We start from the raw sequence: 15,628 nt of genomic DNA, 5'->3' as shown, positions 1-15,628 counted from the left end.
GATCAGGAATTGAGTCCACTATAAGAGAGATGCCATTCGCGCCGATCAATTAAGGCATGAAATACAGATCTGCAGGAATGAATGACAATTACAGCCTCATCAGCTGTCGAAAAGCCTTAATATTACTACGGCTAACGGGCACCTCGAACGACAAATCATGCAAGCGGATCAGGTAAGTACTATTGAACCAAGGCACGATTTCGCGGATCTTGTTGATATTGACGCAATAGGAACGGTGGCAGCGGAAAAAGCCCTCGGCGGGCAAGCGGCTGACAAACTCGCTAATGGTCATCTGCATCACATAACGGTCGGTGCGGGTATACACATAAGTCAGTTTTTCATCGGCCTCGGCGTAGTAGATTTGCTCGCAAGGCGTAACGATAATCCGCTCACCTTTGACTAAGTTCACGGTACGACTCGCATTACTCGCGGCTTCATGTTGCGGCTTTGGCGCTTGTCGCCCCGCCAGTTCAATCTTCTGCAATAAGCTGATGATCCGCGGCTCATTGTAGGGCTTGAGAATATAATCGAAGGCTTCGAGCTCGAACGCTTCTACCGCAAATTCTTTATAGGCAGTCACAAACACCACATGGGGTGGATGGGTCGATTTATGCAGATTCTTCGCCAGCAATAGGCCATCGATGGATGGAATTTGGATATCCAAAAACACCACATCAACCTCATGATCCTGCAGATATTTAAAGGCCTCCAAGCCATCCTCAAAGCTTGCCACTATGTCTATCTCACTGTGGCTCTTTACTAAATACTCCAGCTCCTCACGGGCCAGATATTCATCTTCAACTATGATGGCTTTTAACATACTTGCGCCTCATTTTCCGGTAAATAAAAGCTGACTTCAGTCCCCGGCTCCAGCCGTTTAAGCTGCAGCCCTTCGCCGTACAATAACTTCACCCTCTGGTGCACATTCATTAGCCCAATACTGCTGCTTTCTATGCGACCCGCGGCGACGCCATCTATCACCTCTTGGCTGATGCCATAACCAGTGTCACGCACGGCCACGCGAATGCCAGAATCGAGTTTTTTCACTTCTATGGTCACTCTACCCGGCGCACTGCGCGGCTGAATGCCATGCAAAATGGCGTTTTCCACCAGCGGCTGCAATAAGAGGCAAGGCACGCAAAAATGCACATCGTCGACATCGAACACCACTTCAAGCTTGTCGCCAAAGCGCGCCTGCTCGATCGCCACATAATCGCGGACTTGTTTGACTTCCTCTTGGATATCAATCAGCTCATCGCCCTTGGCTAGGTTATAGCGCAGATAATCGGCCAGATTAGCAATCAACTCCCGCGCCTGTTGCGGCCGAATGCGGATCAGTGAAGAAATAGCATTGAGGGCATTAAACAAAAAGTGCGGGTTAATCTTGCTCTGCAGCGCAGTAAACTCCGCCTTGCGGGTCATCTCTTGCAGTTGCTCGATACGCGACACTTCCATCTGAGTCGAAATCAGCTGCGACAAGCCCACCGCCATTTCCCGCAGCGAGCTGGTAATACGATAGTGATTGCGATAATAAATCTTCAACGTGCCGCTCACAGTGCCGTTTTCACGCAGCGGGATTATGATGACCGAATGAAAGTCCGATAAATGATATTGGCGTAAGTCGTTGTTAATAATGTTTTGATCTAGCTCTATCGCCCTTTGAGTCATCTCGCTAATCGCTTGATGACCATCGACCTCGTAGTAATCTTTGCCTACGCCCATATAGGCTAATACATCGCGAGTATCGGTAATCGCCACGGCATCAGCATGGATTTCATTACGGATCACGCCGCACACTTGCTCTAAGGCATGGCGGTCAATTTTGCGGAAGAAAGGTAAGGTTTTGTTGGCAATATCCAGCGCGAGCTTGGCCTGCTTGGCGGCAATGAGCTCTTTCTCATCGTCGAGGTCTTGCACTAGCTTGATAATCAGTCCGATGCACACAGTGCCCGCAATCATGGGATAGGCAATGTGACTCACAATCTCTACACCCACTTGGTGCGGCTCTGTCAGTAGCCAAATCAACAACATGGTCAGTGTTTCGCACAACATGCCCGCCACAATGCCATAAATCCATAACTTAGATTTGGGGCATTTGTAGTAAATCCAGGTCGCCATTAGACCGGCAATAATGCTGGCGATTAAACACGGGATAGAAGTATCGCCATCCATATCAATCAAATATCTATGCAGCCCCGACAACACGCCCGCAGGAATACCGACCCAAGGGCCAAATAAAATTCCACCGGAAATAATCGCAATAATCCGCACGTTAACCAGCGCGCCTTCAACCTCAATACCGGTATAGGTACTAAACACCGCAAATAAGCAAAATATCGCCGCCACAGAGACCAGCTCTGCGGGGGTGTGATTACGCTTTTGGAATAAACGCTGGAACGGTCGAGTGCGGGTTAAAAAGAACAAGGTCATCAGCATCAAGGCCGCCCGTTCAAATACCGCCAGTAACATTATTTGATTTTCGAGCACGCTTTCCCCTTAATCAATCACGCTGAGTGACAGCCTAATTCTATATGTGAATTCTATCTGTGTTAGTGTTAAGCAGTATGCTGAATTGATTACGGCTTAGGCTGGCAATGTCGCCGCCAACACCGGTACCGATAAAAGATAGACTCGATTTTGCAGATCTGACTTAACGCGTGAAGGATAAAAACACCGAGACTAACCCAGAACTCGTCCGCTATTACGGCTCGAGTAAAACATCAAACGCTAATACCCCACATAAATACAGGCTTGCTAAAGTAAAGGACAGCAAAAACTCCCATACACGCGGGCTCAGTCACATATTCACGTTTGAATTGGGTTAACAAAGTTATCGAAGGGCGATTTTAACAGCTCAATTACCCAGCCATATGGCAGCGTCGATTTGCAAAATTCACGGGAATACCCGAAGCTAAAACCTTCGGCTCGAATGCAAGATGGGATCTGAAACCAGTTCAGCATGCCAGACTAACACTAACTAAGTGTGTCCTCGCAAAGGAATAAGGAGCGAACATGAGTGAAGTTCAAGCACAGTTTTATGGTGGCCCTAAGGAATGCCCTATTGAAAATGGCCGCATTCAAGTTCAACGAATTTCCCCAAAAATCAGTGATGTCGGCGGCATTCCCGTCGCACGGGCGATCCCACAAAAAGAGCGTCGTCTTATCGGCCCTTGGTGTTTCCTCGACCATATTGGCCCAGTCACCGACGGCCCTGAGCTAAACGTTGGCCAGCATCCGCACATTGGGCTGCAAACTTTTACTTGGATGCTCGAAGGCGAAATCATGCACAAGGACAGTCTCGGCAGCGCCCAAGTGATCCGCCCTAAACAAGTTAACTTGATGACCGCCGGACACGGTATCGCCCACACCGAAGAATCCGTCGCTGGCCATAGCACTATGCACGCGGCGCAGCTGTGGATTGCCCTGCCGCTTGAGCATAAAGATACAGCGCCGAGATTCGATCACTATCCCGAACTCCCGACGTGGCACGATGCGGGCGTTGATTTCACCCTACTGATTGGCAGTTGGCAGCATCAACAGGCGCCCACATTGCACTTCTCGCCGATAGTGGCGATGGATTTGTTTGCCGCCGAAAACACTGAGCTTACTCTGACTCTCGACCCGAGTTTTGAATATGCCCTCATGCCACTCGAAGGCTTTTTCCGTATCGATGACCAAAGCTTCAACAACAACGATCTCGCCTATCTGGGGATGTTACGCGAAAGCGTCACGGTCGAACTCGACGCGGGTTGCCGCATATTGCTAATCGGCGGCGCACCACTGGCCGACCCTGTCAGTATTTGGTGGAACTTTGTCGGCCACAGCAAAGACGAAATTGCTAAGGCTCAAGCCGATTGGGAAGCCAAATCTCCACGCTTTGATACTGTGCCCGGCTATGACGGCAAGCGCTTAGTGCCACCGCCGATACCTTGGTGATCTTTAGGCAGATAAATCGATGGGCAAATACTTGATAGCTAGCCCATTAGCGTCAATCCGATAACGACCCACGCCTAGAATGGCTTACCCCATGAGTCTATGGGGTAAGCCTGATTATTAGCTCGCAGCTTGATATAAGTGCGCGAGAACAGCCCGAGTAAACTGCACGCTAAGCCACTCACAGGGCTATAAATTTTACGGATTTTTTACGCGCTATCTTAAAATGGCTTTGCTAGAGTACAGACACTTTCTTTATATGCGTCTTTCTATCCATGACTTCATCCATAGCGGCTCCCATGACCCAATACTGGCGTTCGCACCCAACATTTTTTACCGGCACAGTGCTGGTGATTGCGATTTTTAGCAGTGCTTTTATCGATTATTTTGCTGGCTCCACCATAGCCGTGCTGCTGATTTTACAATTAGCCGTGGTCGCAGTGGCCCTGCAATGCAACGCTAACTTTGCCTATTTTGCAGCTGTGTTTGAGGCGACCAGCTTTAATTTTCTGTTTACCACGCCGCGCTATTCGCTACAGATGTTCAATCTTGAGGACATTCTCAATCTAACTGTGTTTTTACTTGTCGCCCTGACCACCAGCAAATTAGCCGAACTTTATCGCCGCCAACAAGCAGCACTCGAACAGGCTCAGTTACGCAACAGCATCTTATTGTCAGTTTCCCATGACTTACGCACCCCGCTCTCAACCATAATAGGCACCCTGACGACATTGAAGGAATACATGCCTAAGCTCAGTGCGTCGCAAAAGACTGAGCTGATTGATAGCGCGGCAGCCGAGAGTCATCGTCTGCATCAATATATCGAAAACCTGTTACAGGCGACTAAGTTACAACACGGTGCACTCAAGTTCAGCCTGAGTGAAGACGCCATGATGAATGTGTTGCACCAAGCTATCGGCCGCTTTCCCGCCGCGCAGCCGCGAATTGTTATCGACAGCGAGGCCGAACTGCCGCCGCTGATGATCAGCAGCTCTTTGATTGAACAGGCCATTTTTAATGTGCTGGATAATGCGCTGCGCTATTCGCCCTTAGATAAACCCGTCACAGTAAAGGCTTACCAGCAGGGCGATATGCTGCGGTTAGATATTCAAGATGAGGGCGTAGGCATTGCCCCCGCAGAAGCGCAGGCTATTTTTGAACTCTTTTATCGCCAGCATCCCTCCACCGATGGCGGCGCAGGCCTTGGGCTTGCCGTTGCTAAAGGCATTATTACCGCCCATGGCGGCCAGATCAGCGCCGAACTTGTGGCTAAGGGCAGCCTTATTCGTATCGCTTTGCCGATTAAAAAGGGAGAGCAATAAATGGCTTACAAGGTACTGGTTGTCGATGACGAAGCGCAAATTCATACTTTTATGCGGATATCGTTAGAAGCGGAAGGCTTTGAATATCATGGCGCCGCCTCGATTGCCTCTGCCCTCGCCCAATATCAAGCCCAACGGCCACACGTGTTAGTGCTCGACCTTGGCTTACCCGACGGCGATGGCATCACCTTGCTGCAAACCCTAAGGCAGCATGACAAAGTGCCCGTGCTTATCTTAACCGCCCGCGATCAAGAGGAAGAGAAAATCCGCCTGTTGGAAGCAGGCGCCAATGATTATCTCAGCAAGCCATTTGGGATCAGAGAGTTAATCGCACGCATTAAAGTATTAGTCCGCGACTTAGTGGATGAACCCGCCTTGAGTGATGTGCTGCAGTTTGGCGCACTTAAGCTGCAAAAAAGTACCCACCAGCTTTGGCTCGAGCAGCAAGAAATCGCCTTAACTAAAAAGGAATTCGCCCTGATTGAAACCTTAATGTCTCACCCCGGTCAGTTAGTGAAACAGACTGAATTGCTGCGGGATATATGGGGCGAAACCCATACCGATGACAGTCATTATCTGCGGATCTTGGTCAGTCAATTACGTAAAAAGCTCAACGACAGCACAGAGCAACAGCTGATCAAGACAGAAGCGGGACTCGGCTATCGCTTGACTGACATGAGTCACAAATAACGTTTTTATCATCAACACTTTCAAAAAATCATAAAAGGATGTTTGTATGGCGCATTTTACCGTTATTGGATTAGGGCGATTTGGCGTCGCAGTGAGCCGAGAACTGATCCACTTAGGTCATACGGTTACAGGTGTCGATAATGACCATAAAGCTGTTGAAAAATATGTAGAAGTTCTTACAGAAGCCGTAATTTGCGATTGCGCTGATGAGGCGTCACTAAGGGAACTCGATCTTGCCAGTAGCGAAGTTGTGATTGTCGCTATCGGTTTTGATATGCAATCGAGCCTGCTGTGCACACTGGCACTGAAAAATCTCGGCGTGCAAAATATTTGGGTTAAAGCCAGCAATAAGGCGCACCACACCATATTGTCTAAACTCGATGTTACTCGGATTATCCACCCTGAAGAAGATATGGGGGTCCGCGTCGCCCAGTCGCTAAACTACCCTATGGTTAATAACTTTCTCGCCATCGGCGACGGGCTCTATATTGTTGAAATCCATATTAAAGCCCATTTGCATCAAGCCACTGTTGGCCAGCTGCTAGGGAACTTGCAAGAGAAAAACACTGATGAGCAAACTAACGTGCAACGCAGCCCTAAGGGCAAAGTCGCGCCGTTAATGGTCAAACGTGAGCAGAGCGTATTTAGCAAGATTGATAGCGATTTTACCTTGCACACAGAGGATGCCTTATTCCTTTGCGGTAGCCGTGCCGAGTTAAAACAGCTCGCGCCAAGGTTGGTGTAAGGTGGTTCAATGGCATCCTTCGCTCACCCTAGAGCACACTCCTAAAAGCGGCAAAAAACTCTTTGGCGCGCCGCCCTTTATCTTAAGTGCAAGCTTTGCCCTGCTGATACTCGTCGGCACATGCTTACTTAAACTGCCCATCGCCACTGTGTCACCCATTACTTGGTTGCAAAGCCTATTTACCGTCACCTCGGCGGTGACAGTAACAGGGCTTGTGGTCGTCGATACTGGAAGTGTGTTCACGCCCTTTGGCCAAGTGATAATCGCGCTGTTAATTCAATGCGGGGGTTTAGGCTTGATGACCTTTGCGATTGTCACCCTTATCGCCCTTGGCGGTAAGATTGGCTTTCTACAGCAAACCGTCGCAAAAGAGGCGTTTAATCAAACCGATACATCGACATTAGTCTCAACCGCCAAAGCCGTATTTGTGTTTTCGCTGCTGGTTGAAGCCGTAGGCATGCTGATTCTATCAGTGCATTGGAGCCATGAACTCGGCTGGCAAACCAGCTTATTCCACGGTTTTTTCTATACGATTAGCGCCTTTAATAACGCAGGTTTTGCCCTCAGTGCCGACAGCCTAATGCCCTATGTGGCCGATCCCGTGATCAACCTAACCATCACAGGTTTATTTATCATTGGTGGTTTAGGATTTTCGGTGTGGATAGATCTGCGTAGGAACAAACGTTGGTCAAAACTCAGCGTTTACAGCCGCATGATGATCACCGGCACTATTGTCATCAACGCGGTCGCCGTGATTGCGATTTACTTTATTGAGTACAACAACCCCAACACCTTGGCGCCCTTAAGCGAACTCGGCAAATGGTTAGCCTCATGGTTTCAAGCCGTTACACCGCGCACCGCAGGCTTTAATACCCTAGCGATTGACCAACTCGAAGACGCCAGCACCTTGCTCATACTCGTGCTGATGTTTATCGGCGGCGGCTCATTAAGTACCGCTAGCGGCATTAAAGTCGTCACCTTTATGGTATTGATTTTGGCCACTTATGGTTATTTACGCCGCGACGAAGCCATCTATGTGTTTAAACGGGAAATCCCCAAAGATACCGTCAGCAAAGCCTTAGCGCTGACCATCATCTCTCTGGTCGTATCTTGGCTGGCCATCTTCATATTGGTATTAAGTGAGAAAGCACCGTTAATCGATATCGTCTTCGAGGCCATATCCGCACTGGGTACTGTCGGTTTGTCCCGAGGTTTAACTGGTAACTTAACTAGCCTAGGCCAAGCCATCATCATCTTTATGATGTTCATGGGTCGCCTCGGCCCACTCATGCTCGCCTATTTCCTCGCGAATCCAAGGGTGAAAAAACTGCGCTACGCAGAAACCAAACTGGCGATTGGTTGAGTTGGTATTCTTGACATCAAGGACCTAGAAAGCCACAAATTGGTGAAGAGTCAAAGAGATCCTAAGTCATAGGACATATCGCGTTGTTAGAATAAAACCGTTGTTTTTTGAAAAAAAGGAAATAAAAAGCCACTTGACTTGTGGCTTATTTCGACATCTAAATATGTTAATTAACCTTAGCACAGGATCTACAGGAAGGATAAAAATCCATCATAATCAGATAGTTGAAGCTAATTACATTCTTTAGCGTTACTTAGGCTTGTATATGTTAAATACTCTTCAGAAACTAATGGGCTAAATCCCTTAGGCCATCTAGTAACGAATTCACATAACACTCTAAATTGACTTGGCGCATCCTGATTTACTTTCACAACTCTCAAAGAGTGGGAGCTCAGCTTCGGATCTTCGAGAAGAGCTCGGATATCGCAATTGAAATATTTAGGGCAGTAGCCAACGGGAACATTATCTTTAGTAGCTACTAAAATAGCTTTGCAATCATGTAAGTTTGTATCCTCATAAACTAACGTTAGCTCTTCTCCTTCTTCTAACTTTTTAACACGATCCGCACCTTCTGCAGTCAAGTATCTTACGCCACTAATGAAAAAACGAATTTTGTATAGACCACTTAGAGTAACCTCTGGTTCGGGAATAATACGAAACTCATCCGTTTTTCTCGCGCCACCAGAAACACCAAGTAAATCAAGTTCATCATAGCCTTGAGCATGAATATCTGACCATTCCAACATCATTTTAAATTCTGGTCTATTTGTAGGAATGAGACGGTTGGTGAAAAAAGAAAACATTGACGCTGAATGATATACTTTTGCTAAATCATCCATACGAGGGAATGCTATAAAATTTTTATTGTTTGCGCCTTTGGTGTAATAGAAACGATACCCGTCTTCTGAACGAGTAAGCTTAGCTACAGGATGCCACATTCCATCCTCGCTATCTTTCCAAATGACAAACACACTTTTCATGAAATAGTTCCCTTATCCTCTTAAATTTTTCTATATAAACAATTCTTTATTCTGCAATATACGGTTTTTATTAGCAATTAATATACCCATACAAAACTCTTTTTCAATGCTTCCCATCATTGCCTCTGGAACGCCATTTACAATTAAAAACATTGAATCATGATCGAATGTTTCAAGTCTTGTTAACCACTCCATAGTTGCCTTTTTCCTGTATTGCCCAAAGCTCAAAAAGGCTGCAAGAGTTTTTAGCCGCTCATTTCCATTATAAAAGTGAGACTTACTTCTGCTGACATAAGCTGAAATCTGTCGGCCCTCATCCTTACTAGCCAAAATTTCGCGCATTTTCTCAATAGATTCATTTCTTCCAAGACTAGCGGCATGGTCAAAGGACGGTGCAAGGAAACTCTTGCTACCATCTGTAATCATCGCCCAGTTTTCGTTATGGCGATCTTGATTAGAAATCAAAGTGTCTAATAGCAAGTAACCAATAAATACGTCAAAAGCCGACTTTATATTATCGGTAGGGACCCACTCTTTGGGAGGGTTTACAACTAGTCGAGCTAAAATTACCGCTACACGATCAATTTTTTGTGAACGCTGTCCAATCTCTAAAGGGATATTAATTCTATTCGCTACATGCTCAATCAGCTGATTACCAAAAAACATATTATCTCCGGTATCGGTGAATTTCTTACTTCGAATTCCTCTTTTACCTTGATAGTTTGCTAGATCATAATGAGCATGTGGAATACCTAAAGCTTCAGCAATACCACAAGCAATTTTTTCAGCCCAGTCTTCACCTTTTCTTTCAATGGGGTTTCCTTGACGATCTTCGGTATGAATGGACTTAAAGAGAAACTCTTCTCCCGTTTGTGAGTCGGTATACCAAAATTTTGATTTGGTCCCCATCTGCTCAAAACCATCAATATCTTGATCAGAAATATCAATAATTGAGTAATTTGCCAACTTTATACGTCCCTGAATAAGTTCTAGCCATGATGAAATATAGCATTACTCAGAATTGCGAATACCATTTAAGTTTCCAAGCAAATATTTACACTTCAAGAGCCAAAAAAAGACAAACACCACTTTAGAATAGTTACTTTAACATAATCTAGTTGCTCAAAGTTGATCCAACTACAAACGTAAAGATAATAAACCAGATTCTCTAAACCGCTTTTCCTGCAGCCACGCCGGATGCCCAGGCCCATTGGAAATTAAACCCGCCTAACCAACCACTTACGTCCATGACTTCACCAATAAAGTAGAGTCCTGCGACTTTACTGGCTTCCATGGTTTTGGATGACAACTCATTACTATCAATACCACCTAAGGTCACTTCTGCGGTGCGGTAGCCTTCAGTGCCGTTCATTAATAGTGTCCAACGGTGGATATCATCGACTAATTTTGCGCGCTCGGCGTGCACTAGCTGATTTAAGGCTTTATTCAACAGAGCTTCATCGAATAGCACTTCAACCAAACGTTTAGGTAACCACTGGCTGAGGGTGTTGCGCAGGCTTTGCTTAGGGTGCGCGGCGAATTGTTGCTCTAGCAATTGCGCCAAATCCATATTCGGCAAGAGATCGATTTCTATGGTTTCGCCCGCTTTCCAATAGTTGGAAATCTGCAAAATTGCGGGGCCAGATAAGCCGCGGTGAGTGAATAGCAACGCTTCGCTAAATGCAGTGCCATCTTTGGCGGTAATGCGGCTCGGCACTGCGATGCCCGACAAAGGTTCGAAGCGAATTTTATCTTCACTGTGCCATGTAAAAGGCACTAAACCCGCGTGAGTTGGCAATACTTTGAGACCAAATTGCTCGGCCAGTTGATAACCGTAAGGCGTGGCGCCGAGTTTAGGCATGGATAAGCCGCCCGTGGCGATAACTAGTGAGTCGCAGCTTAGTTCGCCATTAGAGGTATTGAGCTCAAAGCGCCCTGCCTCGGTCTTTTTAACAGCCAGAATATCGGTGCGCAGCTTAATGGTAACGCCTGCCCATTCACACTCGGTCAATAGCATAGTGACTATCTCTTTAGCCGAGTCATTGCAAAACAGTTGGCCGTGGTCGCGTTCGTGGTATTCAATGCCGTGGCGCTCGACCAGTTCAATAAACTGGTGCGACGGATAACGCGCGAGTGCCGACTTAACAAAGTGGGGATTACCACAGAGGAAGTTAGCGGGCTCGACTTTAAAGTTAGTGAAGTTACAACGCCCGCCGCCGCTGATGAGGATTTTACGCCCGGCTTGCTTGGCATTGTCGAGTACGAGTACATCACGGCCTCGGTAACCCGCGGTCGCTGCACACATCAATCCCGCGGCGCCGGCTCCGATAATAATGACATCATGATGTTTCACGCTCTTACTCCACACAGATAAATTGATTGGTATTGACTGCCAACAGGCAGTTTGCTGACTCACGAACCTTTAGCAGGCAAGCCAGCAACCGCTAAACGGAGCAAAGATAAGCTCAAACGTTAGGCACAAAAAAGGGCGCTATTTTAGCACCCTTTCCTTTATTCAGCATCATTGCGGCTCGCGGTTTATTGCGCGGGCGTTTCTGATTTCTTTTCTCTGCTGAGCAATTCTTTCGCAGCATCGACGGGCGATTTACCTTGGTACAAGACTTGGTAAATCTGCTCGGTGATTGGCATTTCAACCCCAAGGCGTTTCGCAAGCGTAAACACTTCTTTGGTATTGCGATAACCTTCAACCACTTGGCCGATTTCAGCCTGTGCAGTGATCACATCACAGCCTTTACCTAAGGCTAAACCGAAACGACGGTTACGGGATTGGTTGTCGGTACAGGTCAACACTAAGTCGCCTAACCCCGCCATTCCCATAAAGGTGGCCGCATTGGCCCCTAAGGCTTCGCCTAAACGAGTTAACTCGACTAAACCACGGGTAATCAAGGCCGTTCTGGCATTGGCACCAAAGCCGATGCCGTCAGACATACCCGCACCAATCGCGATCACGTTCTTTACCGCACCGCCAAGTTGCAGTCCGGTAAAGTCGTCGTTGGCGTAAACCCGCAAACGTTTAGGGCTGTGTAACAGCTCGACGAGATCGTTGGTGAACGTAGGACAAGTACCCGCAACCGAAATGGCCGTAGGTAAACCCATGGCTAATTCTTTCGCGAAGGTCGGCCCAGATAACACCGCCAGCGGATATTGCTCACCTAACACATCACGGGCCACATCTTGCAGCAAACGTCCGGTTTCAGGCTCGAGCCCTTTCGTTGCCCATACGATGCGCGCATCGCTACGGAGTAACGGTTTAGCTTGCTCAAGCACAGTTCCAAACACATGGCTTGGCACTACCACTAACACATTATTACTGGCAGCTAAGGCTTTGGCTAAATCGGCTTCGATCTGTAAACAATCAGGAAACGCAATACCAGGCAAAAACGCTTGGTTGCACTTGTCTTGAGCAAGCGTTTGCATGTGGACAGGATCGTGTCCCCATAACAAGGTCTTATGACCGTTGCTGGCTAAAGAAATGGCAAGGGCGGTGCCATAAGAGCCCGCCCCTAATACCGTGATATCGGCAGAGTTTTTCATGTAATTAAGCGTTAGCTTCTTCGGCAGCTGGTGCAGTCGCAGCAGCTTGACGTTGTTGCACGTATTGAGCAAACAGCGCGTCGAAGTTAACTGGTGCTAAGTTCAGTTGTGGGAAAGTACCACGACCGACTAAGCTGCCCACGGTTTCGCGAGCATATGGGAATAGGATGTTAGGGCAGTATGCACCTAATGAATGGGCCAGTTGTGGCTCAGTCAGACCAGTGATAGAGAAGATACCAGCTTGTTGTACTTCACATAGGAAAGCGGTATCGCCACCGTTTTGTGCAGTTACCGTTAAAGACAGGACAACTTCATACACATCGTCAGCTAATTTAGCGCTGCGCGTGTCTAAATCTAACTTAACTTCTGGGTTCCATTCTTTTTGGAATACAGCTGGGCTGTTAGGCGTTTCGAAAGACACATCTTTAGTGTAAACACGTTGGATGTTGAATTGTGGGGCTTGTTGTTCGTTGTTTGCTACTTCAGCCATAATTTCCTACCTATCCTATCAATGTTGTATCGGCTTTTCGTTGAAAGCCAATTATTATTTGAAAGCCAATTCATCTTTGAACGTAAATTGGCTCGGGGCTTATGTTACTCAAGGCCTGTATCAGATCTCGGTATCATCCCAACTTGCACCCATATTCGGGTATCGATCGAACCAGTCTAAAAACTTACATTAAGCCCTTAGCGACCGCAGGATCAGTATGCCAAACAATGATGACTGTATTGCTACACTGCCTAAAGGATAGGGTGCAGCTTAAATCATAACTGCCGCCGACAACTTATCTTTTGCTTTTTGAAACAGGCATATTTGCTGCCTGCCATTCACCCATACCACCTTTCAAGTTATACAGGTTTTCGAAACCTTGTTGGCTTAAAAGCTGAGCGGCTTGAGACGAGGTCATGCCAGCATTGCATACCAATATAATGGGACTGGCTTTAAACTTTTCAAGGGCAGATATCTGATTATTTTTAATATCTGCTAGCGTAACGTTAATTGCATCAACAATATGCCCCTTGCGGAACTCGTCATTAGAGCGCACATCAACGACTTTAGCGTCTTGTCTGTTCACCATAATTGTCAGTTCTTGGTGAGAAATACTTTTGATTTTTGACATGCTCGATTTGATGATACTCGCGACAAGCACAACAAATAATCCCACCCAGGCCAGACTTAACATTGAGTGAGCTTTAAAAAATTCGATATATTCTTGCATGATGATTGCCCGCATAAATGGCGAAAATTCGATAAGGGCACAGAGTATACCGATTGCCTTGGCAGATTGCAGCAGTTTAGTCACAGTTCGAGATCGCACTTTTAGCGCAATTGCCTAGGTGCTTGTTACAAGCCAGCCACAGAATCGGACGAATTAGTGATTCGATGACCTTAATCGGGGTAAAGCGCTTTTTCATACCCCGCTAACGTAGTAATATTTGACCAATTTCAGATTTCTATCGCTTCTATAAAACTTAAAGGTATCACTATGACGACAGCTAAACGTCCGCTCGCGTTGTTGATCCTCGATGGCTGGGGCTACCGTGAAAACACGCATAACAATGCGATTTTCCACGCCAATACTCCGGTACTCGACCGTCTCAACGCTCAATATCCACATAGTTTGATTTCAGGTTCTGGCTTAGATGTAGGCTTACCTGATGGCCAGATGGGAAATTCTGAAGTTGGCCACATTAACTTAGGCTCTGGCCGTGTGGTTTATCAAGAACTCACTCGCATCAGTAAAGCCATTGCAGATCATGAGTTTGAACAAAATCCAGCCCTGTGTGATGCGGTTGACTCGGCCATTAAAGCCGGTGGCGCAGTGCACATTATGGGTCTGCTTTCTGCCGGTGGTGTTCACAGCCATGAAGAGCATATCGAAGCGATGTGCCGTATGGCCGTTGCCCGTGGCGCAACTAAGGTTTACTTGCACGCTTTCCTCGACGGCCGCGATACACCACCGCGTAGCGCTAAGAGCAGCTTGAGCCATTTTGATGATCTGTTTACTACATTAGGCCATGGCCGTATCGCCTCGATGATTGGTCGTTACTTTGCAATGGACAGGGATAATCGTTGGGATCGCGTCTCGCAAGCCTACGATTTAATCACCCAAGGCAAGTCAAAATTCCAATACGACAATGCGGTTACTGCATTGGAAGCGGCTTACGAGCGTAACGAGAATGACGAGTTCGTCTCTTCATCGGCAATTACAGATGCAGACGGCCAAGTTGCGACCTTGCAAGATGGCGATGCACTGATATTTATGAACTTCCGTGCCGACCGTGCCCGCCAAATCACCCGTAGCTTTATCAACCCAGACTTCGATGGTTTCGAACGTGCTGTAGTGCCGAAAATGCACTTTGTCACTCTGACTGAGTACGCCGGCGACATCAAAGCACCTATCGCGTATCCATCTGAAAACTTGGTGAATACCTTAGGTGAAGTGCTGCAAAAACAAGGTCGTACTCAACTGCGTATTTCTGAAACTGAGAAATACGCCCATGTGACTTTCTTCTTCAACGGCGGCAAAGAAGAGCCATTCGAAGGTGAAGATCGCATCCTAATCAACTCACCTAAAGTGGCGACTTACGATCTACAGCCTGAGATGAGTTCAGCCGAGCTGACCGACAAGTTAGTGGCGGCGATTGAGTCGACCAAGTACGACGTGATCATCTGTAACTATCCGAATGGCGACATGGTTGGCCACACGGGTAATTTCGATGCCGCCGTTCAAGCCTGTGAAGCAGTTGACGCTTGTATCGGCCGTGTAGTGGATGCGCTGGCGAAAGTGGGTGGTGAATGCATTATTACCGCCGACCACGGCAACGCCGAGCAAATGACGGACGAAACCACAGGTCAGGCACACACAGCCCACACCAGTGAACTGGTACCTTTCGTCTTTGTGGGCCGCGATGCGACCATAGATGAAGGTGGTAAACTCAGCGATGTCGCACCGACTATCTTGACCTTGATTGGCGAAGCCATTCCAGCAGAGATGACGGGCAAGCCCTTAATCCACATTAAAGAGTAACCGTTACC

Annotated in this window: 14 protein-coding genes; 6 read left to right on the top strand and 8 right to left on the bottom strand. The window is 47.2% G+C overall.

Features of this window, described 5'->3' with window-relative positions; translation table 11 throughout:
- Positions 1-88: 88 nt before the first annotated feature.
- Positions 89-820 carry a LytR/AlgR family response regulator transcription factor gene (locus DYH48_RS21980; protein WP_011848248.1) on the bottom strand — a complete coding sequence of 244 codons (732 nt, stop codon included), beginning with the start codon at positions 818-820 and terminating at the stop codon, positions 89-91.
- Positions 814-2,487, bottom strand: coding sequence for a sensor histidine kinase (locus tag DYH48_RS21975; protein ID WP_172481224.1), 1,674 nt, complete (start codon positions 2,485-2,487; stop codon positions 814-816). The genes DYH48_RS21980 and DYH48_RS21975 overlap by 7 nt, the downstream gene beginning before the upstream one ends.
- 525 nt (positions 2,488-3,012) lie before the next feature.
- On the opposite strand from DYH48_RS21975, the gene DYH48_RS21970 reads away from it, so the two are divergent.
- The 5 genes from DYH48_RS21970 (at position 3,013) to DYH48_RS21950 (ending at position 8,053) form a co-directional block, all read left to right on the top strand.
- Complete coding sequence (locus DYH48_RS21970) at positions 3,013-3,936, top strand: pirin family protein (RefSeq protein WP_012196485.1); 924 nt, start codon at positions 3,013-3,015, stop codon at positions 3,934-3,936.
- Positions 3,937-4,208: 272 nt separating this feature from the next.
- The gene (locus DYH48_RS21965; protein ID WP_115335917.1) at positions 4,209-5,255 is read left to right on the top strand and encodes a sensor histidine kinase; all 1,047 of its coding nucleotides are present in this window, start codon (positions 4,209-4,211) and stop codon (positions 5,253-5,255) included.
- Positions 5,256-5,945 (top strand): response regulator transcription factor, encoded by a 690-nt coding sequence (locus DYH48_RS21960; protein ID WP_115335916.1) that lies wholly within the window; start codon positions 5,256-5,258, stop codon positions 5,943-5,945. It abuts the gene before it with no gap.
- Between the two features lie 46 nt (positions 5,946-5,991).
- The gene (locus DYH48_RS21955; protein ID WP_006084814.1) at positions 5,992-6,690 is read left to right on the top strand and encodes a potassium channel family protein; all 699 of its coding nucleotides are present in this window, start codon (positions 5,992-5,994) and stop codon (positions 6,688-6,690) included.
- A 1-nt stretch (position 6,691) separates the two neighbouring features.
- Complete coding sequence (locus tag DYH48_RS21950; RefSeq protein WP_115335915.1) at positions 6,692-8,053, top strand: TrkH family potassium uptake protein; 1,362 nt, start codon at positions 6,692-6,694, stop codon at positions 8,051-8,053.
- Positions 8,054-8,283: 230 nt separating this feature from the next.
- Here DYH48_RS21950 and DYH48_RS21945 read toward each other — a convergent pair whose 3' ends face one another.
- The 6 genes from DYH48_RS21945 to DYH48_RS21920 all read right to left on the bottom strand — a co-directional run bounded on the left by DYH48_RS21945 (position 8,284) and on the right by DYH48_RS21920 (position 13,808).
- The gene (locus DYH48_RS21945; protein WP_115335914.1) at positions 8,284-9,033 is read right to left on the bottom strand and encodes an HIRAN domain-containing protein; all 750 of its coding nucleotides are present in this window, start codon (positions 9,031-9,033) and stop codon (positions 8,284-8,286) included.
- A 30-nt stretch (positions 9,034-9,063) separates the two neighbouring features.
- Entirely contained in the window at positions 9,064-9,999 is a 936-nt protein-coding gene (locus DYH48_RS21940; RefSeq protein WP_115335913.1) for a HipA domain-containing protein, read from the bottom strand.
- A 202-nt stretch (positions 10,000-10,201) separates the two neighbouring features.
- Positions 10,202-11,386, bottom strand: coding sequence for a BaiN/RdsA family NAD(P)/FAD-dependent oxidoreductase (locus DYH48_RS21935; RefSeq protein ID WP_115335912.1), 1,185 nt, complete (start codon positions 11,384-11,386; stop codon positions 10,202-10,204).
- A gap of 185 nt (positions 11,387-11,571) precedes the next feature.
- Positions 11,572-12,588 (bottom strand): NAD(P)H-dependent glycerol-3-phosphate dehydrogenase, encoded by a 1,017-nt coding sequence (gene gpsA, locus DYH48_RS21930; protein ID WP_006084809.1) that lies wholly within the window; start codon positions 12,586-12,588, stop codon positions 11,572-11,574.
- A 4-nt stretch (positions 12,589-12,592) separates the two neighbouring features.
- Positions 12,593-13,078 (bottom strand): protein-export chaperone SecB, encoded by a 486-nt coding sequence (secB, locus tag DYH48_RS21925; protein ID WP_006083777.1) that lies wholly within the window; start codon positions 13,076-13,078, stop codon positions 12,593-12,595.
- Between the two features lie 295 nt (positions 13,079-13,373).
- A complete protein-coding gene (locus tag DYH48_RS21920; RefSeq protein ID WP_006083779.1) occupies positions 13,374-13,808 on the bottom strand; it encodes a rhodanese-like domain-containing protein in 435 nt (144 codons plus the stop codon).
- Between the two features lie 267 nt (positions 13,809-14,075).
- Between DYH48_RS21920 and gpmM the strand changes: the two genes are divergently transcribed.
- Positions 14,076-15,620: a 2,3-bisphosphoglycerate-independent phosphoglycerate mutase gene (gene gpmM / locus DYH48_RS21915; RefSeq protein WP_115335911.1), complete on the top strand. Its 1,545-nt coding sequence runs from the start codon at positions 14,076-14,078 to the stop codon at positions 15,618-15,620.
- Positions 15,621-15,628 lie beyond the last annotated feature (8 nt).

Source organism: Shewanella baltica (assembly GCF_900456975.1).
GTDB classification, from domain to species: domain Bacteria; phylum Pseudomonadota; class Gammaproteobacteria; order Enterobacterales; family Shewanellaceae; genus Shewanella; species Shewanella baltica.
This window is presented reverse-complemented; position numbering and strand designations above follow the sequence as displayed.

What these genes read in the sequence shown, in the direction of transcription:
- gpsA (WP_006084809.1), bottom strand. Translation starts at nt 12,588, where the DNA reads ATGAAAAACTCTGCCGATATCACGGTATTAGGGGCGGGCTCTTATGGC.
- secB (WP_006083777.1), bottom strand. Translation starts at nt 13,078, where the DNA reads ATGGCTGAAGTAGCAAACAACGAACAACAAGCCCCACAATTCAACATC.
- DYH48_RS21945 (WP_115335914.1), bottom strand. Translation starts at nt 9,033, where the DNA reads ATGAAAAGTGTGTTTGTCATTTGGAAAGATAGCGAGGATGGAATGTGG.
- DYH48_RS21955 (WP_006084814.1), top strand. Translation starts at nt 5,992, where the DNA reads ATGGCGCATTTTACCGTTATTGGATTAGGGCGATTTGGCGTCGCAGTG.
- DYH48_RS21980 (WP_011848248.1), bottom strand. Translation starts at nt 820, where the DNA reads ATGTTAAAAGCCATCATAGTTGAAGATGAATATCTGGCCCGTGAGGAG.
- DYH48_RS21920 (WP_006083779.1), bottom strand. Translation starts at nt 13,808, where the DNA reads ATGCAAGAATATATCGAATTTTTTAAAGCTCACTCAATGTTAAGTCTG.
- DYH48_RS21965 (WP_115335917.1), top strand. Translation starts at nt 4,209, where the DNA reads ATGACTTCATCCATAGCGGCTCCCATGACCCAATACTGGCGTTCGCAC.
- DYH48_RS21970 (WP_012196485.1), top strand. Translation starts at nt 3,013, where the DNA reads ATGAGTGAAGTTCAAGCACAGTTTTATGGTGGCCCTAAGGAATGCCCT.
- DYH48_RS21960 (WP_115335916.1), top strand. Translation starts at nt 5,256, where the DNA reads ATGGCTTACAAGGTACTGGTTGTCGATGACGAAGCGCAAATTCATACT.
- gpmM (WP_115335911.1), top strand. Translation starts at nt 14,076, where the DNA reads ATGACGACAGCTAAACGTCCGCTCGCGTTGTTGATCCTCGATGGCTGG.